General features: G+C 57.4%; 15 protein-coding genes and 1 pseudogene. 5 read left to right on the top strand and 11 right to left on the bottom strand.

What is annotated here, in order from left to right; translation table 11 throughout:
- Positions 1-84: 84 nt before the first annotated feature.
- The gene (locus tag ACFQO4_RS09465; protein WP_500260682.1) at positions 85-2,868 is read right to left on the bottom strand and encodes a hypothetical protein; all 2,784 of its coding nucleotides are present in this window, start codon (positions 2,866-2,868) and stop codon (positions 85-87) included.
- Positions 2,869-3,173: 305 nt separating this feature from the next.
- On the bottom strand, positions 3,174-4,604 hold the full coding sequence (locus ACFQO4_RS09460) for a hypothetical protein (RefSeq protein ID WP_500260681.1): 1,431 nt from the start codon (positions 4,602-4,604) through the stop codon (positions 3,174-3,176).
- Between the two features lie 216 nt (positions 4,605-4,820).
- On the opposite strand from ACFQO4_RS09460, the gene ACFQO4_RS09455 reads away from it, so the two are divergent.
- Positions 4,821-7,289 carry a GmrSD restriction endonuclease domain-containing protein gene (locus ACFQO4_RS09455; protein WP_500260680.1) on the top strand — a complete coding sequence of 823 codons (2,469 nt, stop codon included), beginning with the start codon at positions 4,821-4,823 and terminating at the stop codon, positions 7,287-7,289.
- A gap of 1,049 nt (positions 7,290-8,338) precedes the next feature.
- Here ACFQO4_RS09455 and ACFQO4_RS09450 read toward each other — a convergent pair.
- The 4 genes and pseudogenes from ACFQO4_RS09450 to ACFQO4_RS09435 form a co-directional block, all read right to left on the bottom strand.
- Positions 8,339-8,626: pseudogene (locus ACFQO4_RS09450) on the bottom strand (DUF4268 domain-containing protein); the annotation flags it as partial.
- A 36-nt stretch (positions 8,627-8,662) separates the two neighbouring features.
- The gene (locus ACFQO4_RS09445; protein ID WP_500260679.1) at positions 8,663-10,051 is read right to left on the bottom strand and encodes a hypothetical protein; all 1,389 of its coding nucleotides are present in this window, start codon (positions 10,049-10,051) and stop codon (positions 8,663-8,665) included.
- On the bottom strand, positions 10,051-12,393 hold the full coding sequence (locus tag ACFQO4_RS09440) for an McrB family protein (protein WP_500260678.1): 2,343 nt from the start codon (positions 12,391-12,393) through the stop codon (positions 10,051-10,053). The genes ACFQO4_RS09445 and ACFQO4_RS09440 overlap by 1 nt, the downstream gene beginning before the upstream one ends.
- A gap of 578 nt (positions 12,394-12,971) precedes the next feature.
- On the bottom strand, positions 12,972-13,538 hold the full coding sequence (locus ACFQO4_RS09435) for a DUF7342 family protein (RefSeq protein WP_500260677.1): 567 nt from the start codon (positions 13,536-13,538) through the stop codon (positions 12,972-12,974).
- Between the two features lie 298 nt (positions 13,539-13,836).
- Between ACFQO4_RS09435 and ACFQO4_RS09430 the strand changes: the two genes are divergently transcribed.
- Positions 13,837-14,031, top strand: a complete 195-nt coding sequence (locus ACFQO4_RS09430; protein WP_500260676.1) for a hypothetical protein — start codon at positions 13,837-13,839, stop codon at positions 14,029-14,031.
- A gap of 5 nt (positions 14,032-14,036) precedes the next feature.
- Here ACFQO4_RS09430 and ACFQO4_RS09425 read toward each other — a convergent pair whose 3' ends face one another.
- Positions 14,037-15,251, bottom strand: coding sequence for a tyrosine-type recombinase/integrase (locus ACFQO4_RS09425; protein WP_500260675.1), 1,215 nt, complete (start codon positions 15,249-15,251; stop codon positions 14,037-14,039).
- Between the two features lie 258 nt (positions 15,252-15,509).
- Here ACFQO4_RS09425 and ACFQO4_RS09420 point away from each other — a divergent pair, with 258 nt between their 5' ends.
- A complete protein-coding gene (locus ACFQO4_RS09420; protein ID WP_500260674.1) occupies positions 15,510-16,826 on the top strand; it encodes an outer membrane protein assembly factor BamB family protein in 1,317 nt (438 codons plus the stop codon).
- A gap of 418 nt (positions 16,827-17,244) precedes the next feature.
- Positions 17,245-17,412, top strand: a complete 168-nt coding sequence (locus ACFQO4_RS09415; protein WP_253430449.1) for a DUF1931 family protein — start codon at positions 17,245-17,247, stop codon at positions 17,410-17,412.
- 146 nt (positions 17,413-17,558) lie between these two features.
- Here ACFQO4_RS09415 and ACFQO4_RS09410 read toward each other — a convergent pair whose 3' ends face one another.
- Positions 17,559-18,602 (bottom strand): MBL fold metallo-hydrolase, encoded by a 1,044-nt coding sequence (locus tag ACFQO4_RS09410; protein ID WP_500260673.1) that lies wholly within the window; start codon positions 18,600-18,602, stop codon positions 17,559-17,561.
- Positions 18,603-18,712: 110 nt separating this feature from the next.
- Here ACFQO4_RS09410 and ACFQO4_RS09405 point away from each other — a divergent pair, with 110 nt between their 5' ends.
- Complete coding sequence (locus ACFQO4_RS09405) at positions 18,713-18,871, top strand: HVO_A0556 family zinc finger protein (protein WP_500260672.1); 159 nt, start codon at positions 18,713-18,715, stop codon at positions 18,869-18,871.
- 109 nt (positions 18,872-18,980) lie between these two features.
- On the opposite strand, the gene ACFQO4_RS09400 is transcribed toward ACFQO4_RS09405, so the two are convergent.
- Genes ACFQO4_RS09400 through ACFQO4_RS09390 form a run of 3 tightly spaced genes read right to left on the bottom strand, consistent with a single transcriptional unit; the run spans position 18,981 to position 23,436 of the window.
- Positions 18,981-21,293, bottom strand: coding sequence for a transglutaminase TgpA family protein (locus tag ACFQO4_RS09400; RefSeq protein WP_500260671.1), 2,313 nt, complete (start codon positions 21,291-21,293; stop codon positions 18,981-18,983).
- Positions 21,290-22,450 carry a DUF58 domain-containing protein gene (locus ACFQO4_RS09395; RefSeq protein ID WP_500260670.1) on the bottom strand — a complete coding sequence of 387 codons (1,161 nt, stop codon included), beginning with the start codon at positions 22,448-22,450 and terminating at the stop codon, positions 21,290-21,292. Before ACFQO4_RS09395 ends, ACFQO4_RS09400 begins: the two co-directional genes overlap by 4 nt.
- Entirely contained in the window at positions 22,447-23,436 is a 990-nt protein-coding gene (locus ACFQO4_RS09390; protein WP_500260669.1) for an AAA family ATPase, read from the bottom strand. The genes ACFQO4_RS09395 and ACFQO4_RS09390 overlap by 4 nt, the downstream gene beginning before the upstream one ends.
- Positions 23,437-23,554 lie beyond the last annotated feature (118 nt).

Raw genomic sequence — 23,554 nt, 5'->3', positions numbered from 1 at the left:
ATCCGACGGAGGCATTCGAACGCACCGTCGAGGACGTTCTCTTCCCGAATAAGGGATTCGAACTCCTCGGTTCCGTACACCCCACTACTCATTCTTGTCCACCTGTAACTTGACGGCCAGCGAGGCCTGCTCCGGGACGTTCAGATCCCAGAGCAAACTGAGGAATCCCTGACGCGAGATCGGTTCGTCCGGGTTGAGAGTGAACGTTTCGTCGAGCACCACATTTCCGTCCAACGCGTCGACACCGATCCCGTAGTGGGAGAGGTCGCCGGCGGTGAGCGTTCCCTCGACTGAAATTGTCGCTTCGTGAATCTCCCATTCAATGCCGATCTTACGCTCGAGTTCGTCGATGAGGTCGGGCTTGTTGTCTGCCTGGATGTCACCCATTATCGGGTAGGCCTGGATTCTAGAATCAGGCTCGTCCAGTCCAAGGTCATCAAGGAATTGATTGACCATCTCGTCCGAGTCCCCTTCGATCTTTACCTTCCCTTCTTCGAGATCCGTTGCATCGAACTCGAATCCGCACTCGCAGGAGTTCCCCTCGAGCTGATTACCGCACTGCGGACATTGGAAGGCGGTTGTGGCGCTCGACTGTTCACGGGAGTCCCCTCCGCCGGTGGACGTATCGTCTTTTTCAACCGTTCCTTCTTCCGTATTCCTTGTGTCTATCGTGATCGTTTTCTCTTGCACATCCTCCTCTTCTGCAACGTACTGCTCGTGAACGAGATTTGTATCGTTTCCGAGGCTTCCGACTCTCTCCTCGTAGTAATTGCCCACCTTGAGAACGCCGTCTCGACAGAGCGAATTGATTGCCTCTTCAAGCTCGTCCTCGCTCGTGAGCGTCGTGTACGCCGGATTCCGATAGAAGTCGTTCTTCAAATGTTCGTACTGGATGCCACTCCCGCCGGCTTCATTGACAGCATCCTCAACTTCCGATCGGAGCTGACTGCTGTCGGGTTTAACTACTTCAATGGTCGCCGTGTAGAAGTCCGTGTTTCCACCTGTCGGGAGATCCTGTGGGAAGAGCCCGCGTTCAGTCGACGTGTGAACTGTTCCGAACTTGTCTCGGACGCGATCACGGAGGTTCTGGAAGTTTTGGTCGTGAATCTCATTGAAGCCGTCCGGAAGTACCTCTTCTTCCCGATGGAGTTGTTCGCCGGCTACGACCTTCCGAGCGAGTTCTATGATGCCCGTATTGGTATCAACGCTCGACCGCTGTCTCGGGGTGACAAGAATGATCGTATTGTTGAACTCGCGCTCTTGACCGGTCGTGAGCTCTTCGAAGTCCTCGTTATAGCTGCGTTTCGCTCCGAGAGTGACGACAACCTTTAGCGCTTTGTTATCGGGAATGTCCTGTTCGGTGTTCACTGGATCGAGGATGTGGACGTTTTTGTGTCCGTCAAAGAGGTCACCAGTGACGAGAGACTCGACTCGATGAATGGCGTCGTGCTTGTGAATGTCCTCCGCTTTCTTCTCAATCCTGGCAGCTGGGTTCTCGTCGACGTCAAATGCGTACTCACCGTTAATACGATGGATGTGCCACGCGTGTCCGTAGACATCTTCTGTGAAAGTCTGGATGATCCGGTGGGCATTGATTCCTTTTCGCATCGTACCCATCAGCATCTGACGCTTGTTGGCACCCTCCTCTCCGGCCCTGGCGAGACTGTGTAGTAAGACGATGTCCAGCAACTCCTCGTGGAACTCGTCAAAAGTCTCGTCGGCCTTCTGAAGCCGGTGATAGTCGTTGACGTATTTCCCAACGAGTTCGTTGTCGATGTACTGGAAACGATCAGTGTATTTGAAGACATCCACGTTCCCCGTCAGAATGAGATCGACTTCACGATAATTGTCGCGGAGGATTTCGGTGAGAAACCGGAGTAGACCTCGCGCGTCTGAACTGATCCGCTGCTCGGAGTACTTCTCCATCAGGAGCGTCAATAAGACTGGGTGGAACGGGTAGTAACGCTCTATTCGATCCTGGAGATCCTGATAGTCGTCGAGTTGAATTTGGTCGTTTTGCCTATAGACGTCTGTGTACTCCTTTGCAAGCGAAGTTACACCCTCAGGGTCATTGACCTCGCCGACGAGTCGGTGGAGGATAAAATCGATCTTCTCGTCTCGTCGAGACGAGAGGTCATGCGTGAACGGGTTCGTTCGTTGCGTGATCGCTTGCACGTCTTCGTCTTCGTAAAGCAGTGAAATCAGAACCGAGAGCTGTGTATCATCCCTGCCAGCCGCTTCGAGGAGATTCTGGAGAAAGGCAAGGTTGTCGTCTCGGTATTCGACACGGTCGGCCATCCCAAACCACCGCTCGAACTCGTCGATGAGAACGATGGTCGGTGTGTCTTCGAGAGCGTCTCGTATTTGATGGACAGTCGGTAGGTCGGTTCCTTCGGCCCACTCTTCGATTCCGAGATAGTCGCCCACGGCCTCGGAGAGGCGATTGTATTCCCTGTCCAGATTGAACATTTGCAGGGCAGCGGTTTGCGTTTCGCTCGGAAGGTCGACGCCGATGCCCTGTCGATCAAGCCAACGTCGCCCGAGTTCTGGTGAATCAAAGAGGTGGTAAACCACGAGTTCGATGTGACTTTTACCACTCCCGTACCCGCCTCCTATTACTTGCCCGCCTTCTGAGAAGCCATCGTTTCCATTGACTTTTCGAGCGCTGTTCTTGATGATCGACGTGAGTGTGTCTGTTGGATACGTGATCTCGAGGATTCGTTCGGCGTCTTGCTCTGGCGAGTCGCGTTCATCGTAGAGATTGTAAAGACTAACTTCGTCTAATAGGCCGGTCGGATCGATTTTGCCGTCCTCTGTCTTGATCTCCTCACTAGGGGAAATGTAGTCGGATATTGCCTCACCTGTCATTCATGTCACCCTTAGATGATACCAGTTGTGGACTGCCATACATTTCCATCTGATCGAACAAATATAGTAGTTGTTGTAGAGTTACGCCAATTGCTGAATTACTGCGTCCGCTCATCGCGTTTGACCCGACAAAGACTAGGCTCGAGATCAAACTCTAAAAATCAAGGATACCGATATTGCCGAAGATAATGAGGCCTGGTCTCTATACCTCAAGTCAGTCGAACGAGGGTCGGGGCTGTAAACCGCAGGTAGACAATTCGCTACCAAGCGACCTCAAAGCGATCCGAAAGTAATCTAACCAGAGCCTATTTTGATGGCGTTTCGAGCGCTCGAGTATTATCAGTGGATACCTCTTTCAAATAATCGTCGTATATATCTGCATCGAGTATCTCACGAAAAGCATCTGAATCGCCATTCGTAGTATAACTCCCGAGAACACCTAGCCCTGCTCCTGCAACCGCTCCTTGTCGTCGACTACCGGTAACATCGTCACTCATTGCGAACTCTGCACCTGCTTCGGCCCCTGCGAGAATTGCTTCCGGATCAGCGGCGGTAATCCATTTTGCGTATTCTTCGGGGGCGAGTTGGCTTCCAAGGTGTGTGAATGCACCGAGTAACGTACCGGCTACCTCACCATCGACGTTTTCGAGACCTTTCCCTGCCTGTGCAAGCGCGGTCATGTGGGCAGCGAGTGCCTCGGGATCTACATCAGCTAATGGTGATGCTTGACTCCCACTGGCGTGAACGCCAGCAGCACCACCGAGAACGAAATACGCGGCCAGCCACAGAGGTGTTGAACCTGGCGCTACCATGGCTAATGGAAGGGCCGCCTGTCCGACGCTTGCACCCCATCTCCCGACCTCTTCCGGATCCGACTGTTTGAAGGTCTCACGAGCCTGTTCATATTTTTGTTCAGCCCGCTCTTTTGTCCGCCGTTGGGCGCGTTCTGCCGGCGTCTCGAGTTCGCGGCGAAGCTCTTCAACCGATGACGCCTCACTTACCATCTCGTCAAGCGATCGGCTCGATTGCTCTTCCCGTTCGATGAGGCTATTTAGTTGAGGGACGAGAATCTCGGGATCGTTTGTTTTTGCCAGTAATTCATTGGCTTCGTCCATGGCAGCGTCTGGAACCCGATCAAGTCTCGCCCGGACGTCGGCTTTACTGTACTCAATCGAATCGTTTCCAGCGATTGTGTACCCTGCATCATCCGAATTGATTGCAACGGCACCGGCTATCGCTCCGTGAGTCTCCTGAAGATAGTAGGTCAACTGTTCGAGAGCTACCACCCCATAATCGTTTGAAACTGGAATTGTATAGTGAGCACTTTCAGTTTCCAACGCGAACAGGTTTCTCGAAAAACTCGAACGAAGTGAATTACCGGTTTCGTAGTTCGTAGCTTTGATCTCGTCCAGAACGATTTCGTGTTTCTGGTCTCCGTGTCGGTTACCAGCGACCATTAACCACCTCGAATCAGTGATGAGGTGAAGAACCCGAAACCGACGTGATCGTTGAATCTCCTTTGGGGCTGAAGGGCCATTGAACGAGGGTGTATGCCGATTTGAATGGAATAGAAAATGGGGCTGTTCATCGCCCCGAAGGAGTCGGTATAATGGGTCGTCGTGTAGCCGGTACCGTTGGATCCCGACCTTGTTTTCAGTCAAACGCTCCGCTGTGACTGACTCGTGTTTCGCTTGTCTGGCGAGTATTTGTGCACGCTCAATATCGGGATCGATCATACTTCGACAAGGTACATGTTGGTAATATATGTTTTTGCCAGGAACGGATGAGGCTTGAATGCTCTTGACTGGGAAGCTTGACGTGTGCTGGTTCCGAATATAGCAGCACTGACGTATTCCACTGTATCTCTCCGGCGTTTTCTCACCGGTTAAAGCATACCACTTGTTGGTAGTGATTCGCGACACTACTATATGGGTTCTCTTTGACACACAGGTATGGATGAAAACGCTCGAACGCTCTACAACACCTACATTGACTACGACCATGTTGACCTCGACATCAATGCGGTCGCAGATCATGTCGCGATGCAGCAAATCGCGGGTGAGAATTTCGAGATGGAAAAGAGAACGTTAGAAGACGTTCTCTCAGATCGGACGTTTAACGTTCCGGAATACCAGCGTCTGTTCTCATGGAAAGAAAAGCATCATCGACAACTGTGGTCTGACCTTCAACAGTTTGCGGAGGCCGATCTCGTCGAGGACTCAGACGTCTCCGACGTGTTCTTCAGTTCGATGTACTTCGCTGTCGACAAAGACAGCAACACACACGAGATCATCGACGGCCAACAGCGACTCACGTCGATCAATATCCTTTTACTCTCCATTCTCGAGGAACTCCGCTCCCTCGATGCTGAGTCGATCGAGCAGGAGACAGTCAATCAACTACGGAAAGGGAGCATCAAGCAGATCGAGTCACTCCTCTACCGCTTCGAGAACCCTCTTAAGGGAGACGTCCCACGTCTATCGCTCAATAAACACGACGATGACGACGACGCAGACCTGGGGTTCTTTGAAGCCCTCATGCTGGGCCCCGAAACCCGATTGGAGTATCTCTGTTCAGACGAACGTGAATACGTCGACGGTCGACGTGGCGATGCAACGCGAATCTCGAAACTCGTCCAGGAATTCCGGATTAGCGATCAAGTCCTCGAGGAAAAGAATCCTGATACGTCGTCGTTCTCAAACTTTACGCCGGTCTACGACTCGAACTGGCGGTTGCTCGACGCCTACAACTTCTACAAAGACCGTGTCGGGGAGGCCGTCGACGCGGCAAATGATAGCGACAGCGAGGCGCTAGCGCTAATTAACCTCAGCCACTACATCCAGAACTCGTACCACGTTGGCGAGTTCATCATCCGGAACGCAGCACCGGATTTCCGGATGCAGATCTTCGAAATTCTCAACGATCGTGGGCTTGAACTCACTAAGATCGACCGCATTCGAGCAGCGGTTGTGAACGCGTTTTTTGATGCCGATGATCGACAAGAGTACGTCGAGAAGTGGGAGGACATCGTGGTCGCGTTCGCTACAGACGACGACCAGATCGACGACTATCTCTCCGTCCACCTCAGCATTGTCGACCCCGAGATCGAGACCGTGGGGGAGGCCAGTGCAGAACTCACCAACGCGTTCGCGACCCGTAATCTCGAATCCGACGTTCGGCCACGATTGCGACATCTCGACGACGCCCGAGACTTTCTCGACCACGCCCACGATCTCGTTCAGTACTATAAGGACATCACAAATTCAGTACTGGAACCCACCGACCTTGCTCTCACTGAGGCACACGAGAAGTGCCATGAGGTGCTGATTCGTCTCAACGGCCAACAGATGAATCAGTGGCGTCCATTCATCTTGGCGCTCTACTACCACACAGCAACGGAGTCGAACGCGAGCGGCGAACAGCTCTACGAAGTGCTCGACACAGTCGAGAAACTCAACTTCAGACGGCTTCTCGTGGGGGAAGACCCAAATATCTTCCAGGAGATCTTCATCGAGACGATCCACCGATTCTCACTCTCGCCCGAAATGGAGAACCGCGAGAACGTATACGATGACTCGCGCCGATACCTGATTGACGAGATGCGATCGTCGACCCCATCGATGTTCTCCGATAGGTTCGTAGATATCGTCACTCAGGCGCAGGCGTGGAACCCACAGAACGTGAAACTACTATTCGGCAAAATCGCAAACGTGCACTTCCGTGAGGACGGCATGTACGTCGAACGCCGGCTGAACATGGACAGTATCCACCTCGAACACGTTCTCCCACAGAGTCTGATACACAATGCCGACAACCCGATATGGCTGACCGAATTCTTCCAACTCGAAGAAGACGAAGTCGAAATCACTGAGGCGATTCGAACCTATATCGAGTTGTGCCGGCGGGACGACAACGACCTCAGCGAAGACGAGCGTCAACGCCGCGACAGCATTGAGGAGTTCATCACCCAGCGATTCGTCAACGACCTCGGAAACTTCCTCTTGCTCCGTGACAGCGACAACATCAGAGCGAGTAATCTCCCCCTCGCCGAGAAAATGCCACAGTACTTTGACACTGGTAAGGACTTCCGGAGTATTCACCCGAACCGATACTTCACCGAAACTGATGGGGTGGTTGACCGAGGAAAACTCAAGGATCTGCTCGAACAGTCTCGAGCCGTCCAGCAAGGAAAACGCGACGAGATTGATCCTATCTTGGCCGACTATTTCAATTCCCTCTGGACGTACGAGGCGTTGCAGGACAGACGTGTAGGCCTTCTAGAAAATATACTCGATATCGTAGAGTTCGAGCAACTCAACGACGAGTTCGGACTTACGTCCGACATCCATGGTGTCCGGGAACAGATCCGGAGGCAAACTGACCGGGAGTTCGAGAAACGGCTCTCGCTTCGATCGCTCTAACAAACTGATTATAACGTTCCGGCATGTTGAGTTGGTAGTTGGTCTGTTTTCCAATGGACGAATCGATGATCTTAGCGAGTTTACTTCTTGCCTCTTGCTTTGAAGGAGTGGTCGGTCTGACCCATTTATCTCGACCAATATCGATCCAAATTCTCGGTGGTGTCGTCGATTACCCCCTCATCTCGGAGTTTGTATAGAGGACGTATACCGTTTCCTCGGGTTGGTAGTTTCGACCTTCTCGTCGCGATCGAGCGTCACGTACGCGAGTAAAATATTATTCATCAGGGTGGTGGCAATGGACGAGCCGGTCGTTAGACTCGGGAACGTGCCGGGGCACATAGTGGCAATTTTTTGGATCACAGCAAATCCGAATTCGGCTATCTCGACCGACTGAAATACTGGTCTTCGCGATAGAACGGAGAACTCGGAACCCGACTCCCTGTAGTCGGTATCGCTCCTGTCGGATCACAGCATACCGTCTCCAAGGGAGTAGCTCTTGTTACCCGAGTCGATATAGTCGGCGAGACCGGTACGTAGACCCGGGTCGGGTCGGGAGCTGTTTGTTGGCGTCAGGTTAAATACGAATACGGCTATTTCGACCGACTGAGATACTCGTTTTGGCGACAGAACGCGAACTCGAGACCCGACTCCTGATAGTCGGGTTGCGGAGTCAATATGCTCCTTCTCAACGGCCGTTCAACCTCCGAGCCGGGAGAACGGTAATGAGATCGAAGAAACCCGACTATTGCTAGTCGGCTATTATCACTCGACCTCTTCTTCAAACTGCAATTTCATGTATTTCAGGCGACCCAGATGCGTCTTTTCGCGGTTGAACTGATCTGAGCACGAGATCGAATAGCACTGAGGCACAAGGGGGTTATTCCATTCCGGTATAGAGTTCAATGCTGCCCCTTTGCAAATCATCCACTGGCCAGAAAGACGAGTTGGTAAAGTTGGTGGAGTTGGTGATTATATCGACGCTTACTATTTCGCGTCGAAACCGGCGAGGTAAGGGCCAGTAGCAAAATAGAGTCTCTCGGCCCGATCAATCAACCACTCACAGTAGTCCCCCATTCATCTCTTCTATTTTCAAGATCGGCTTCCCGCCTGAGAACAAGCTTATACGTTCCATCAGACGGTCTCCACTCTAACGGATCCTCGAATGCTCCTTCAATTTCCTCTCGATATTCACTGAGATGTTCAAAGATGGCTTCCCTATCCCGCGATCTTCTGGCTACGAGGTACACCATGATCTCGTTGTTCCGCATGCGGAGATTGAAACTGTAGCCAACCGAATCCGTCAAATGACGTTGTGGTCTCCAATTGTCGTTCTCAGAATCAGTTTTTGTGAATTGGGATCATGGCCGATTTTACTATGAGGGATCGTTGAAGACACCTGCGTCTATGAGTCGCGTTTTGAGTTCATCCTTGAGCTGACTATAGCCGGGTTCGCGATCTAACGGTCGCAGTGGAATGTGTTGTACTTCGAAATCACGAATTCCCCGGCTCTCTGGGGGTCTCTTAGAGTCGGCATAAAGAATCGTCCCAGTATCGCCAGCTTTGAGAAAATCAAGGATATACGTGAAAAATCGTTGGTAGTCGCTGAGTTCCAGTGTCGTCCAGCTCTTGCACTTTGCGTCCCCGATCCAGACGACTTCATCGCCATAGCTAAGGGCGAAATCAGGCCGGCCCGATCCAACATTAAATTCAGGACTCAAGTAGTTGCTATGCCTTCGCAATTTGCTATCGTAGTGGAGTTTGGCCCCTGTGTCACCGAACGTGTAGAGATCGCCAAGTTCGCCTGTATCGGGCGGGCAGTTGGTGAGGGTCATCAACATATCAAGCAACAGGCCAAGACACCACAGCTCGTATAATTTGCTGAGTGGTTTGACGGCGGTTTGGAGCAGATCAGAGATGCGAAGCTCAAGCCGGCGTTGACGTTGGAACGTTTCCCAGAGGTCTACAAGTTCCAATACAGGCCCCGTCTGGCCCTCTCGAATCGCGGTGATGAGATTTGGTTCGGCTGCGTCCATCTCGATCGCAGCATCGTATAGCTGTCGCGGGAGTGGCTCTTCCAGAAACGCCTCGTGGTACTGTAGTTGGTCGCTGAATGCAGATTCATACGTCTTGTAGCGGTCTGTTAGTTCGTGGAGCCGGTCAGCGAGAACGGCATGGAACTGCACCAAGAGCCGGTTTGCAGGCGTATTAAACGAGAACTGGAGATTTTCCGAGACCACCGTAGGCGTACCACGTGCTTCGGCCTGCATCGTCGCGTGAAGGAGTGGCCGGCCAGTTGTGGCGGAACCTCGTTCCTGGTCACGATTGACCTGTGTCGGCAGCCGTTGAGTGCGGAGCACCTCCGTGATATCGATGAGTGCGCTGCTGTATCCTCCCAATTGCGTGCGATTATCCAAGAGGATGTCCGGCGACACAGGAAAGGCAGCCTCGAAGGTTGTCGCCCCGATCATATCGGCCCATTCGGCGACCGTCGAGACGAGTGAGTTTTGTTCCTCTTTATCGAACCGATTCGCTACGACATGGATGTCGCCTGGGTACTGCCCGATCCAACCTCCAGGATCGAACGTGCCGTTCCGGATTGCCGGTGGTGATTCCTCGATATCACTAACGCCAAGTGCATCGCTTGCAGCTCGATCCAGATCGCTGGCAAGATCCTCAAGATACGTCCTCAATTCGTCCCACTGAGCATCCGACAGCGAGAGCTGCGCTTGCGTCGCCTTGCTGTAGGTCTCGATTTCAGTCATCAGTCGAGAATCTGCTTCGATTCTTTAGCACGTTCGAGCTGGCGTGCGGTGTCGGGCCAATCGAGGATCCGGGCGACATTGATAATGTAGTCATATCGTTCGGGCGCATCGCTTTCAATATCTACCGTCTCTGCCCGCCGAAGTTCCGACATAAACTGCTCGAACTGCGGAACGATGTAAGCACGGACAGCTATGTCGACAGTTTCCCAGCCCGTCTCCTCCGGGAAGAGCAGGTTGTGAGCGACAATGAACTGTACCGCGTCGATTATCAGCGCCTGCCCGATGTCGATCACGTCGGTCTCGGTGACGATTTGCCCGAACAGCGCAAGCGCTTCAATGCAGTTCATGTCCTCTCGATGGAACGAGTCATCTGCCAGTAGGTCGTCGAGAATGCTTTTTGCACGCTCTTCTTCAGCGAACGCCGAGAACACGGGTGCGACGTCGGCTGACAACTCGACTGCTGTCGTCTCAAAGAACTCGGGGACTGATTTCTCAACGATTGTGGTCACCTGTTTCGATCGTTCAGACAGAGACTCCCCAAGTGTGTCCAGAGTGGACTCCGAGGTCGAGCCTGTCTCAGAGTCGTTGAAGAGCGGTGGCACTTCGACGAACGCAAACCGGCGGCGGAAGGCGTATCCAAGCGAGAACAACTGGGCCTGATCATAGGTGTTCATTGTCCCGATGATGCGGAAGGACAGCGGGACATACACTGGATCATCCCCGTAGTCAATCGGTACGCTATCGCGGTAGTCGATGTCCAGCAGTGTGAACGCCTCGCCGAAAGCTTCGTCCAAGTTAGCTCGATTCAACTCATCGATAATGAGCCACGACGGATCCCCCATTTTAGCAAGCGACTCGCGACAGCTTTGTGCCGACGCCGTAAGGACTCCAGGTGTCGATTCCCAACTGTCGCCCGTTGGCTCGTAGCCACCGACCACGTGATGGTTAGACCACTCTGCGTTAGCGGTGACGAGATCCGCGTTCGCACAGACGGCGTCCGTCAGCATCCTTGCGGCCCGGGTTTTCCCGGTTCCGGGCGGACCGTAGAACAGCAGGTTCTTGCCTGCAACGAGGTGGGACAGCGCCTCGCGATAGATATGTGCTTGCGCTGCTTCGGCTTCTAGAAGTGCGTCGATTGCATTTCGATCAAGGCCGCTTGCTTGTGGTTCTCCACTAGGTGTTTGTGTCGACGAGACACGTCGACGAGAAATCCCGAGTAGGCTGTCGTATGTCTCGGCGTCGATTTCCAGTGGCTGATCAAACTCAATGAGATCGTCTCGCGTGTGCCCAGGGATTTTATCGGCAATCGGCCGATCCAGTGAATGATACTCTCGGATTTTGAGCCCGTCTTTGATAGATGACTCTGACTTGCCAAATCTACCACAAGAAATGATCTGTTCGTCTTCCAGAGCGACGAAGAGTCCACGATCAACTATATCGTCGGGAAACACGGTGGTCTCGTCTTCTCCCAAATCCCCGTGTTGCAGATCATGGAAGTCCTCGCCAGAGAGAGCTAGGTGGGTGATTTCTTTAGGTCTATCAAGTGTTTCTGTTAGCCAGCGCTGTTCGATTTCCTTGAGAGCGGGATTGAAATACCCTACCTGGTATCCATCCTCTTCGTCTTTCTCATCCCAAATCTCGCGGCCGCATTTCGATTGCACTGTGTTCTTCTCAACTCTTTTACGCTCCGCGACGATTTCCTGTGCTTCTCCCCGCCGATTCGAGAGTTCTGCCGAGGGATCCGTTTCGTGAAGAAAGTTCCGTGCCACCGCGAGGAGTTGTTCCTCTTTAGAAATGGATGAGTCCCATCCGGCTGGGAGTACGTCGTTGACGAGTGCTCGGAGTCGGGGCGTACGTGAGCACTGTTCCAATTCGCTAATAATGTCGTCGGGAGTGGGCGGCATACTCTCCTGACCAAGCCCATACACGAGATCGACGAACAGGTCGGCCTCTATCGATTGGACAGCCTCAGTCGGAAAGTCATCAACTGGCGCTTTGTTAAGTCCCTCACCATTGGAGGCCATCGTCACCCAACGAACCGGAATATCGTTCGGAGCGTCTTCACTCGAGTCCAGCCCGGGGGCGATCGGCTGATCAACAACACCGATTCCATAGGTGTAATCGGGACCGTCATTGATTTGTTGCGCCAGAACAATATCATTTGGATCAATTTGATTATATATCCTCTGTGCAGCATCCATATCTGGCGGATCGGCCGGGAAGATGGCAACACCTTGTCCGTCCCACTCATACCAATCCTCACAGTGGATCGCAAAAATCCGGCGGTCGGCGACAAATTTCGTCACCTTGTTTCGGAAGGCAGATTCGGGACCATTAGCCATACTCTCCATGAGGAACTGGTAATCTCTTAGAGGTGTTGGTTTGGCGATTTGTTCGTTTCTGTGGTTGATAGACTATTTCACTATCTTCAGTAAGAGCCTCAACCATTATCGAGGCTCTCGAGCGGGGCGACGTGAATTTCCTTATTTCGTACATTCTTCGATGGTAGCAAGCACGTAGGGCAGAACTCGGAGCGGATGAAACCGATTCTCGCCTGGATGATGAGATGGCGGTGTCAGCGTTTGCACGTCGTCTGATCCGCTGTGTGATACGTTGATCTTATCTGCGTCAGGAGGGTGTATCCATCGGAGGAGTGGGGAGTCACCGTTCTCACGGTTCGTCTGATACGTGATGATGAAATCTCTCGTTTCGTACCATCGTACCTCGAGAACGCCAGGTGCTATCGGCGAACCCCGTTCACTAACGGTTGCACGTACCAGACGCGGGTGGGAACTACGTGGCTCGAGACTGACGTTCTCGATCGCCTCACGACGGCTCAGAAAGCGGTAAATCACTCGCAGGGATTCCCTATCCGGATTGGTGTCCCAGCGCTTGACCGTCGGGATGTGGTTCGTGGTAGTCATTGCGACTCGGAGGAAGCACGGTCATCGGTGTGGGTATCAACGAACGCCGATATCAGGCGACCATCGTTCTGTTGGAGTTGGCGCGCTGCCTCGTAGAGGCGGATATCCCGTTGAATACCGTTCCATGTCCCGATCGTCTGCATCAGCTCATGTATTGGCCGATCACTGTCGGATCTGTATACCGAGGCGGTATCCGGTTCTTCAACGCCGAATTCTTCTTTGAGTTCGGCTTCTTTCACTTCAAGCTCACGAACCCATTCAGCAAGATCTTGGATCGAGTGATCTTTCGCGATCTGGGTAACCTCTCGCCATTCCAGGTACGCGTCGTTCCGACGGAACATGAGGGCACGACCTGATTTGCGGAATTCGGTGATACCCATCTGGTTCAGCCGTCTCAAATGCTTCTTTGCGGTATTGGGTGCACATCTGGCGACCTCAGCAATATCATCGTGTCTCGTAAATTCAGAAATTCCCAGAATCGCTTCATAAACGCGGCCAAACGCGTCGTTTTCTACCTCCCATGAATTACGGATATCGGTGACGATGTCCTCTGAAGGTTCCATACGAATTGCTATCCGACTCGCGCAAACTATTTTTCGGTCGCGCAATTATCTGGCCTCATCAACCTATTTTTATCCAAGGTTCCTCGTACTGAGTGTGAAGCATGCATCGGCTCTTGAAGGAAACCAACGATTGCTGGCCCACACATCGAGAGCCAGTAGATCTCCCCACGGAGTCGAGAATCACTTGATGCCGTAACCGGCAACACAACGAACTCAAGAATATGCCTACAGGAACGATTAGCATCCGCTCTAGCGAACGTACCGTCCGCAAATCGACCGTCCAGACGGAGGGAGAGCAATGAGTAGCCAGAATCCAATCTCCGAAGTGAGCCACTACGCGAATCGAAACACAGAGTTCCTGTCCCGGGTTCTCGCCTACGGTGACACGGAAGCGCGAGCGTATGCTCTGGCTCTCCTCTCGAACGGTGCTTCCGCTGAGGACATCGACAAAATTCAGGCAGAACTCGATCGGATACGACGCAACATCAAATAATGGCGCTACTCGTCCGAGAGGGACTCGGCGAACGCTTGTGCATCTTCGAGGATATCGGGATTGTCGTCGACGATCTCGGAGAAATTTCTCGCTTGCTGGATGTCCTCGAGGAACTCCGGGTTTTCCTGCGCGAGCCGGAATACCTGATCCCGGATCTCTTTCTGATCGTCTTCGATCGATTCGATCGCGCCGTACTCGAGTGGCTGATTACACCAGACGCACGTTTCCCGATGGCGCGGTGTCTCCTTTTCACACCGAGGACACTCAACCGGGCCGATCGGCTCGTTTTCTTCTTCCTCGACCTCGAGCCCGTGGAGCCGGGCGTACTCGGCTTCGCTATCAGTTCCGAAGCGGGCAACGTAGTGGGCGGTCGCGTCACTCCCACGTTTTCGCCCTTGGCGATCCTCGATGAACGCCTGATTCATACTCTTCCGCGCGAGGTAGGTTGCGTTGGACTTTCTGAAATTGGTTGGCGTTACGGGTTTGGTGACGCCGGCTCGTTCTGCGGCGTCTTTGAAACAGTTCAGGAACTGCCGATAGCTAATCCCGTCAGCGGTGTTCAGCTTCGACCAGAGCGGTGCGGTACTATCCTCCGGTGCTGGATGATCACTGAGCCAGCGCTTGAGAAATGGAACACTGGGTATGAGGTCGACAGACCGCTGTCCGGTCTTCCCGTCGACCCAGATCCGGAGTCCATGTTCGCTATCACTCACGTCGCCGATGGAAAGATTCCGGACTTCGTCGGCTCGAGGCCCAGCGTCAAATGCGACGGCAATGAGTGCCTCATCGCGGGAGTTTCTCGCGGAGTTAATCATCGGCACGATATCCGCTTCCCACTCGAGCATATCCGCCGGATCGGGAACGGGATCGTGGCTACTGGACGTACCCGATGGAATCCACTCGATGCTCGAGGGGTAGTCTCCACCCTCGGTAACGCGTTTGCCGAATACGCGAAGGGCTGTTCGGTAGTCGTGATTCGTGTACTCGTTGTCGTACGTTCGGTTGATCCAGCGGACGATGTCTTTCGCGGCGTCTTCGTCCTCGAGTGCCGCGGCGAGCTCCCCTGCTTGTTCGGCCATGATGGTGCAGTGGCGGAGGAGTTTGTTGTGACGATGGTCGGAATACTTGGATTTGAGGAGGTCGAGTTCGTCGCTGAACGCGATGAGGAGTTGCTTATCTTTCTCACTGATGTCATTAGATTCCTCGATTCTCTCGTGCAAGTTCGTAATCTGCTTTCGGATATCGGGCATGTTTTGATTGGGGTATCTTTAATAAGTGGGACATTGAACCTTTCGTTAATGTCCCGGCCTAGGCTTGATACGATTCTCGAGTGCTGGTCCAAACGTTCACCTGTGGCGCCGTCCTTCGGCCATTTATCAAACTGACAAGGGGACTGTTTCACGATTGAAACGGTTGCTCGACGCGAAAGTTACGGTTAGTAGGCCGATAGCAATACGGAACTTTGTGGTGGCTGGCGTATGCCGACATTCGACAGACGAAGCGTTATCGTATCCGGATCGGCCCTGTTGACGACTGGCGTCTTCGCGACGGTGGGTTCGGGAAGCGCCGAGAACGACACGGAGAACTCGAGCGACGCGGACAACGACGGCGAAACGGAGGTCGCCACCGAATCGACGTTCGACGCCGAACCGTCCGACGGTTGGTACTCGTTTTACGCGAATAGCGGCAGTACGCGTGCAGTCTCCGCCGCGAACGAACCGAGCGAACTCGAGGGGGTCGCCTGGAGTTACGGACACGTAGAGGCGAACGACGGGATCGCCATCAGCGACGGGCACGTGTACCGCCACGATGGCAACGGTCGGATTCACGCCCTCGATGCAGAAACGGGCTCGCTGCAGTGGGTGAGCCCCGACGTCGGAGTCGACGACGGCCCGAACCTCGCACCGGTCGTCGTCGGGGACTGGATCTTCGTCGGTGGCGAGGCGCTGACCGCCCTCGACGCCGACACCGGGTCCGTTCGATGGCGGCAGTGGTTCGGCGAGGGCGACGAGACGCCGTCGGTCTACCAGCCGGAGTTCGCCAACGGACTGCTCTACGTCTGTGGTGACGACGACGAGCGTCTGTACGCCGTCAACCCAGGTGACGGATCGATCGCATGGGAACGCCATTCGATCGACGAGATCGACGAAGGCGATTCCCTTCTCGGTCGGTTCGACACGTTCCATGCGTACTCGCTGGCCGTTACGGACGACGGGGTCTACGCGACGGTCGGCATCGATGGAGACACGGCTCACGTCGTCGCGCTCGATCCGGAGACCGGCGAGACGCTGTGGGTATCCGAGACCGGCTGGATGTGGCAGATGCGCCCCGTGGCGACCGATCAGTACGTCCTGATTCACGACGGAAACAACAGAGAAGTGCTGCTCCTGGACCCGGAAACGGGCGAGACTGTGGGCTCGGTTTCGTCCCGCAGGAGCACCTTCGCCGCCGACGACGTCCTCGCGTTCGCAACGATCGGCGAGGATCAGACGCTCCGTGTGACGAACCTCGACACCGGATCCGACGGCTCGAGCGAGCGCTGGTCCGTCGACGAGATGCGCCTGTACAGCGACCCGGTCGTCGTGGGGGATACGGTCATCGCGATCACGGCCGACTGGAACGGCAACGAGTTCCTCAAGGGTTACCACGTCGAAGACGGCAGCGAAGCGTGGTGTCTCCACCTCGAGGACGTGCCGCAGTTCGAAGACGATCACCGCGTCCTCCGTGATCACCTCGCGGTGAGCAACGGAACGGTCTATCTTGGCGGGGAGGACGGACTGTTCGCGGTTCGCTGAATTCGTCGACGGAGTCGCTTTCACGACCCAGCCGTCTCTCGACACCAGTCGACTCTCGGCGGGCAAATTGGTTGTCTGTGCCGTCGCTCGTACTGCCCGGGCTTGAGTCTCGAGTCTCGGCCCTTGGTTACTGACTCTCGAGTTTCCAGTCTCGAAACAAGCAACGGAATCGTCTGCCGCCCCTGTCGACCAGGCGCCGCGTTCGTGGTGACTCAGAGACCGTCTCGAGAGCGCGCGCGAGCGCGTTCGAGGGCAGTTTGGGCCGATTCGAGGGGGTCCGACGCCCGCCGGAATTTCCTTCGACATATACTTTCTGGTGGGTGGTGTGCGTAAAGACGGTCTATCGGGCCGCTCGAGCCCGAATTCGCCGCTCACAAACAGAACCTTTATAGTAGGGAAACGGGAACGGGTATTCTGTATGGCAGACCTTATCGTCAAAGCCGCCGTAAAGGAAGCACTCGATGACAAGAACGTCGCTTCGGACTTCTACGAAGCACTCGACGAGGAAGTGTCCGAGCTGCTCGAGGACGCTGCCCGACGTGCCGAAGACAACGACCGGAAGACGGTCCAGCCCCGCGACCTGTAAGGAACGCCACTGACTACCATTTTATCGAGCACTACCCGTGAGCGACGGCTCCAGCTTGTCCGTGCTGGCTTTTCCCGAGGAGTGACGCGGCCAGTTCGACCTTATTCACACGTCAGTTGCTCGTTCGATTCGGGTGAGATGCGAGGTTAGCGGACGGCGTCCGAGAGCGGCCACCGTCCGTCGGTCAGGGACTCGAGTCGGGACCGCCCGTCGTCCGTGAGTCGGTAGTGGACGCTCGCGGTATCGTCGTCAGCCTCGCCCACTTCGTGGTTGGCGGTCAAAGCGCCGCGGTCACGCAGGTGCTCGAGGTGGGCGTACGCCTCACCGGGCCCGTGGAGGATGTGGATGTCGGTGAGGTCGCCGAAGAGACGAGCGCTGACCGTCCAGGCGTCTGTGGGACCAGCGTCGGCCAGCACGTTTGCGACCCGGTAGGCGCGCTCCTCGTGGTGAGTCAGGATGTAGCGAGCGCGTGCTGCGGGGTCGTCGATCGGCTCACGGTGTCCCGGCCAGGCGCGTGAGTAGTCAGCCTCGATCAAAGTTTCGAGCGTCTCCACGTACGCCGAGAGCGCTCCCTCGAGGCGGACGTCGGCGCCACCGACGTTCGGGGTGTATTCGGGGAGGAGGGCGTCGCCGGTGTAGACCTCGTCGGGTGCGTCGGCGGGTACGAAACAGCTCAGGCCGGCCGTGTGTCCGGGCGCGTGACGAACCTCGAGCGCCAGGTCGCCGAACGAGAGGTGGTCGCCGTCCTCGAACGCCATCACGTCGACGGACTCGCCGTAAATCCCCATCCCCTCGCCGGCGTCGAGAAACCCGAGGAGTTCCTCGCGCGCGTCGCTTGGCATACCCCAGTCGGCGAACAACCGTCGCTGGCGGGCCTCGAGGTCGTCCCAGGCGTCCCCATCGTGAGCGATCAGCGGTGCGTCGGCGACGTGAGCGTGGACGGTCGCCCCGCTTTCGGCCTGGATCTCGCCGGCGAGGCCGGCGTGGTCGGCGTGGTAGTGGGTGAGGACGACCGCATCGAGGTCCGCGAACTCGACCTCCAGTTCGCGAAGGCCCGCCTCGAGTTCGGCCCGGGTGTCCGGGACGGCGACGCCCGTATCGAGCAGGACGGTCGCCTCGCCGTCGAACAGATACGCGTTGTTGGCTCCCTCGAAGACGGTGTTCCCGAGGGCAATCCGGTGAAACGTCATCGGTCGAGGTTTGGACTCGAGGGGTTACCCTGTTTTGATCTGTCGCGGGCAGCTAGGTCATTGCACTGGCAAGCCCAATCGGTTTTCTCGACGGAAGCGACCCCCACGGTATGGCAACACGCATCGACGACGGACGGCAGTTATTGGTCGCCCTCGAGGGGCAACTCTGTCCGTCCTGTCGAGCCGGATCGCTCGTTCGAACGGAGTACAAGGGCAACAGTGCGGTCTGTTGTGAGGAGTGCGGGACGCCGCGGGTTCAGCTCTGGTAACTGGTAATCGCGACGAACGGCTGTTCTTGGAGGCGTTGATCGATCGGATCGATGGGTCGAACCGGATACGAGGTCTCGGTTCAGCTGATCACTGCAGGCTCGACCACCACTAGCGCCACAGCCGACCGACGAGCGGCGCCCGTTCGCGGGCGAGTGCCCTGACCAGCGAGACGGCCTCGTCGGCCGTGGATTCGTCGACGCCACCGCCGTAGCGAGCCCGCTCGTAGCACTCCAGTACGCGTCGCGGCCGCGGGTCCGTCAGGCCGACCCGCTCGAGCGAATCGACGTACTGGCGCGGCGACTCCCCGCGTTCGCGGGGCCGGAAGCGACGCGCGAGGACGAGCTCGAGGCGCTCGTAAGCCCGGACGGTGTCCTCGGTCGGATCGCCGCGGAAGCCGTGCCAGTAGCGGCTGACTTCGCGACTCACGAGCGAGCCGACGCCGGCCCGGTGGCCGCCGGCGGCGAGGCCGATCAGGAGTGCGACGCCGACGAGGAGGTCGCCGGGAGCGAGCGGGATCAAGTCGTCTTCTTCGTCCCCATTCCCGTCAGTTGAATCGACGCCGGTACCGCCCGTACCGTCTCCAGACGGGTTGCCGGGCTGGAGGGGATCCTGGGGGCCGCCCGGATTGGTGGGAGTCCCGTTCGTGTCGTTCGTGTCGTTCCCCGACGGATCGTCGTTCGTCTCGTTCGGTTCGAGCAGGTCGTCGATGTCGCCGTCGAGGTCGGGCACCGACTCGTTCTCTTCCGGGCCGTCGACGGGAACGTCCTCGCTCTGGTCCGTATCGACGCCCGATTCGTTGTCCTCGCGGGCCTGCTCGAGTCGCTCCTGGTGGGTCGCGTCCCGGGACGAGGAGGGCGTCGGCTCGAAGACGACCCAGCCCTGGTCGGGGAAGTAGACCTCGACCCAGGCGTGGGCATCGAGACCGCGGACGACGTACTCGTTGTCGTCGACCTGCTGGCCTGTGGTGTAACCCGTGGCGTACCTGGCGGGGATGCCCTCCGAGCGCAGCATCTGGGTCATCGTCGTCGCGAAGTAGACGCAGTAGCCCTCGTCCATCTCGAGCAGGAATTCCTCGGCGGCATTGCCCCCCGGCCGATCGACCTCGAGGGAGTAGTCGTAGCCGTCCTGGAAGTACCGCTCGATGGCGGCGGCCTTCTCGTAGGGAGTCTCCGCGTCGGATTCGGCGAGGATCTCGTCGGTTCGGGTGGCGAACTCGTCCGATCGGCTCTCGGGCATCTGGAGGTAGTACTCCGTGATCGGCTCGGGATACTCCGTCCCGGCCTCGTTGAGCGTGGTGGGGTCGGCCTCGAGGACCGCGCTCTCGACGTTGTAGGTGTCGCCGGCGATGAGCGGACCGTCGGGCATCGGCTGACCGTGATCGGACACGCGCGTGTGTGCCGTCACGTCGCCGTCGAGTGCGGTCGGACCGGTGGGAACCGGCATCACCTCGAGCTGGCGCTCGATGGTAATCGTGTGCCTGGCCGTCTCGTACTCCCCGTCCGGTTCGGGGAGGCCGACGTCGTCGTAGGGTGCGTCCGGGCCGCTCCTGATCCACGAATCGCCCGTGTAGCGGTCGTACACCCCCGTTCGCCAGTAAGACGGTTCCTCGGTCACGACGGTGAAGTGGACCTCCGGCGAGAGGTCGACGCTGCCGGTGATCGTCGACCGATCGGGGTCACCGTCGACGGCACCGTCGAGCGTGCCCGGTTCGCTCTCGAGCAAGAACGTAGGGCTAGCAGCGCCCCCGGGGACGAACGTGATGGTCATCGAGAGGAAGACGATGATCGCGAACATGATCGCCAGGACGTCGGCCTGAGCGATCGAGCCCTCGTGCCGGTCGAGTTCGCCGAACCCGACCGCGGCGATGCCGCCGACGACGCCCACTAGGGTCACGCCGATGCCGGCGTCCGTCGTCAACACGAGAAACAGGAGGGCTACGCCGCCGGGAACGACGCTCAGGACGTACCGCTCGCGCATCGCGAGATACCACGTGAGAAAGACCGGGGCGGGCGCAAATCCCAGCGTCCAGATGCCCGCCTCGAGCATCTGAATCAGCGGCATTCCGGTCGCGAGCGTGATCGTGTCCGAGAGGAACTTGTCGGCCTGGGCGGCTGCGGCTCCCGGCGAGTAGCCGGCGGCCTCGAGGTAGTACAGGAAGCCAATCGCCGTCGCGCCCAGGCCGATCGCGAGGGCTATCCGCGGGCGGATCGCGTGGGCGAGAATTGTCGCCGCGATCACCATCGTGAGCACGAGGAGGTACAGCGACTGCGTGCCGCCGACGGTTCGGGTGATCTCGCTCAGCGTGAATACGATTGCTGCGAGGAGCACGAGCACGCCCGCCAGTGCGAGGGTCCGAAAGAGCGTCGTCGTCGATCCCTCGAGCGAGGTGGCAATCGAGTTCGGGACGGTGCGCGTACTCATGCCGACACCCCCGTGCCGGGCTCCTCGAGGTCGTCACTTGAGGCGCCGGAGCCATCGGAGTCACCCGAGGCGCCGAATCCACCAGACCTGTCGGTGCTCGAGCTACCGGACCCGTCGGCAGCTATCGCCGTCGATCCGGCCGAGGACTCGTCGACGGAGCCGTCGCGACGCCCGTAGCGCCCGCGAAGCCGGTCGAACGGAATCTCGTGTCCGTCGACGAGCACCAGGACGCCCGACGCGTCCGCCTGGATCAGGACGTCCGCTTCCCGGCGAACGCGGTCGTCGAGTTCGCCGGGACCGACCACGGCGAGTTGTCGCAGCACCTCGAGGTGGTGACGTTCGCCCGCGTCGGCCTCGAGGGTGCCCTCCACGGTCGAGACGCCGACGGCGACATCCTCTCTGAGCAGGTACGTGGCCACGCTGGCGATGGCGGCGGCGAGGTCGTCGTCGCGTCCAGGAATGCACTCACCGACGAGGTCGACTGAGCCGACTCGGCCGTCGGCGACGAACTCCTTGACGACGAGTTCGTCGTCGGCTCGTTTGGCAGCGGACTTCCAGTGAATGTCTCGAAGCGAATCGCCGCGCGTGTACTCGCGGAGGTGGTCGAACTCCTCGCGGTCGTAGGCGCCGACGGCGTCGTGAAGTAGCTGTAAGTCGTGTTTCGCGCCGCCCCGGAGGTCGTGGACCCGGGGATAGACCAGCACCTCGTCGGTCTGGTCGTACTCGAACCGTTGCTCGACGAGCCCGAAGACGTCGCTGACGACGACCGTGACCGGGCCGATTTCGTGGGCGCCGCGCCCCTCGAGGTTGATCTCGTAGGTGAGCGAGTTCCCGTCGACGAGGGTCGTCTCCCTGACGTTGCCGTTGTCGACCGCCGACACGCCGGCGGGGAGGTCGTCGCGGACGGTAGCCGATAGCGGCGACTCGACGTCGACGGTGAGTTCGACCGTTCGTCGGTCACCTGGATACCCCTCTCCGGTCGGAACCCGACGAAGTCGCGGGCGGTCGACCCGCGCGGCCGCGATCACACCGGCGACGAGGACGAACGCCAGCGGCGCGACGACCGCGTCGAGCGCTCGCGAGCCGAAACTGACGCCCATCCAGAGACAGAAGCCGACGACGGCGATGGTCCCCCAGCCGCGTCGCGTGAGTCTCATGGCACGCGGACGTGCTCGAGGGCGTCCTCGACGACGGCCGCACCGTCCGTTTCGCGGCCGTTCGCGTTCGTCTTGATCCGGTGAGCGAAAACGTACGGCGCCTCGTGCTGGATGTCGTCCGGGATGACGTACTCCCGTTCGTCGAGTACGGCACGCGCCTGGGCCGCACGCAGGAGGGCGATGGTTCCGCGCGGGCTCGCGCCGATGTGGGCGTGCTCGCGGGTGTAGCCGGCCAGTTCGCTCGCGTACTCGCGGACGGGCGGTTCGACGGCGACGTTAGCCACCGTCTCGCGCGCGCGGACGATCGACTCGAGGTCGGTGACCGGCTCGAGCCCCTCGATGGGGTGGTGGCCGACGGTGCGACCGAGCATCTCGGCTTCCTCGTCGGTGTTCGGGTAGCCGAGCGAGAGTTTCTTCATGAAGCGATCGACCTCCGCGAACGGGAGTTCGTAGGTCCGATTGGGCTCGATGGCGTTCTGGGTGGCGATGACGACGAACGGGTTCGGCAGCGGGCGGGTGTCGCCGTCGACGGTCACCTGGCGTTCCTCCATGGCCTCGAGCAGGGCCGACTGGGTCTTCGGCGGGGCGCGGTTAATCTCGTCGCCGAGCACCATGTTCGCGAAGACGGGGCCGTGCTGGAACTCGAACTCGCGGGTCTTCTGGTTGAATACGTTGACGCCGGTGATGTCAGAGGGGAGGAGGTCGGGCGTGAACTGAACCCGTCGGAAGCTACAGTCGATCGAGCGCGCGATCGAACGGGCGAGCATCGTCTTGCCGACGCCGGGTACGTCGTCGAGGAGCACGTGACCGCGAGCGAGGATGGTGGTGATGACGTGGTCGACCTCGTCGTCGTGACCGATGATCACACGTGTCACGTTCTCTCGAACCGTCTCGACGAGGTCCGCGACGGCTGAAACGGGGAGTGGATCGATGGTTCCGAGCTGATTCGTCGTCTCCGGCTGGGATGAAGGATTGGCGTCGGTCATGGTGGCTGCGTGTCTGGAGGCCAGCGTAGCGGGCATACCCTGGATACACAGTCGATAGTGCTCCTTGTGCGATTGATCGACATATGTTTTGTGTCTTTCAGGTATGTGGGTTCGTCGA

Origin of the sequence: Saliphagus sp. GCM10025334 (assembly GCF_042663485.1) — an archaeon.
In the GTDB taxonomy this organism is placed as follows: Archaea; Halobacteriota; Halobacteria; order Halobacteriales; family Natrialbaceae; genus Natronosalvus.
This window is presented reverse-complemented; position numbering and strand designations above follow the sequence as displayed.

Excerpts from the sequence above, each read along its gene's own strand:
- ACFQO4_RS09465 (WP_500260682.1), bottom strand. The coding sequence starts at position 2,868 with ATGACAGGTGAGGCAATATCCGACTACATTTCCCCTAGTGAGGAGATC.
- ACFQO4_RS09460 (WP_500260681.1), bottom strand. The coding sequence starts at position 4,604 with ATGATCGATCCCGATATTGAGCGTGCACAAATACTCGCCAGACAAGCG.
- ACFQO4_RS09455 (WP_500260680.1), top strand. The coding sequence starts at position 4,821 with ATGGATGAAAACGCTCGAACGCTCTACAACACCTACATTGACTACGAC.
- ACFQO4_RS09445 (WP_500260679.1), bottom strand. The coding sequence starts at position 10,051 with ATGACTGAAATCGAGACCTACAGCAAGGCGACGCAAGCGCAGCTCTCG.
- ACFQO4_RS09440 (WP_500260678.1), bottom strand. The coding sequence starts at position 12,393 with ATGGCTAATGGTCCCGAATCTGCCTTCCGAAACAAGGTGACGAAATTT.
- ACFQO4_RS09435 (WP_500260677.1), bottom strand. The coding sequence starts at position 13,538 with ATGGAACCTTCAGAGGACATCGTCACCGATATCCGTAATTCATGGGAG.
- ACFQO4_RS09430 (WP_500260676.1), top strand. The coding sequence starts at position 13,837 with ATGAGTAGCCAGAATCCAATCTCCGAAGTGAGCCACTACGCGAATCGA.
- ACFQO4_RS09420 (WP_500260674.1), top strand. The coding sequence starts at position 15,510 with ATGCCGACATTCGACAGACGAAGCGTTATCGTATCCGGATCGGCCCTG.
- ACFQO4_RS09415 (WP_253430449.1), top strand. The coding sequence starts at position 17,245 with ATGGCAGACCTTATCGTCAAAGCCGCCGTAAAGGAAGCACTCGATGAC.
- ACFQO4_RS09410 (WP_500260673.1), bottom strand. The coding sequence starts at position 18,602 with ATGACGTTTCACCGGATTGCCCTCGGGAACACCGTCTTCGAGGGAGCC.
- ACFQO4_RS09405 (WP_500260672.1), top strand. The coding sequence starts at position 18,713 with ATGGCAACACGCATCGACGACGGACGGCAGTTATTGGTCGCCCTCGAG.
- ACFQO4_RS09400 (WP_500260671.1), bottom strand. The coding sequence starts at position 21,293 with ATGAGTACGCGCACCGTCCCGAACTCGATTGCCACCTCGCTCGAGGGA.
- ACFQO4_RS09395 (WP_500260670.1), bottom strand. The coding sequence starts at position 22,450 with ATGAGACTCACGCGACGCGGCTGGGGGACCATCGCCGTCGTCGGCTTC.
- ACFQO4_RS09390 (WP_500260669.1), bottom strand. The coding sequence starts at position 23,436 with ATGACCGACGCCAATCCTTCATCCCAGCCGGAGACGACGAATCAGCTC.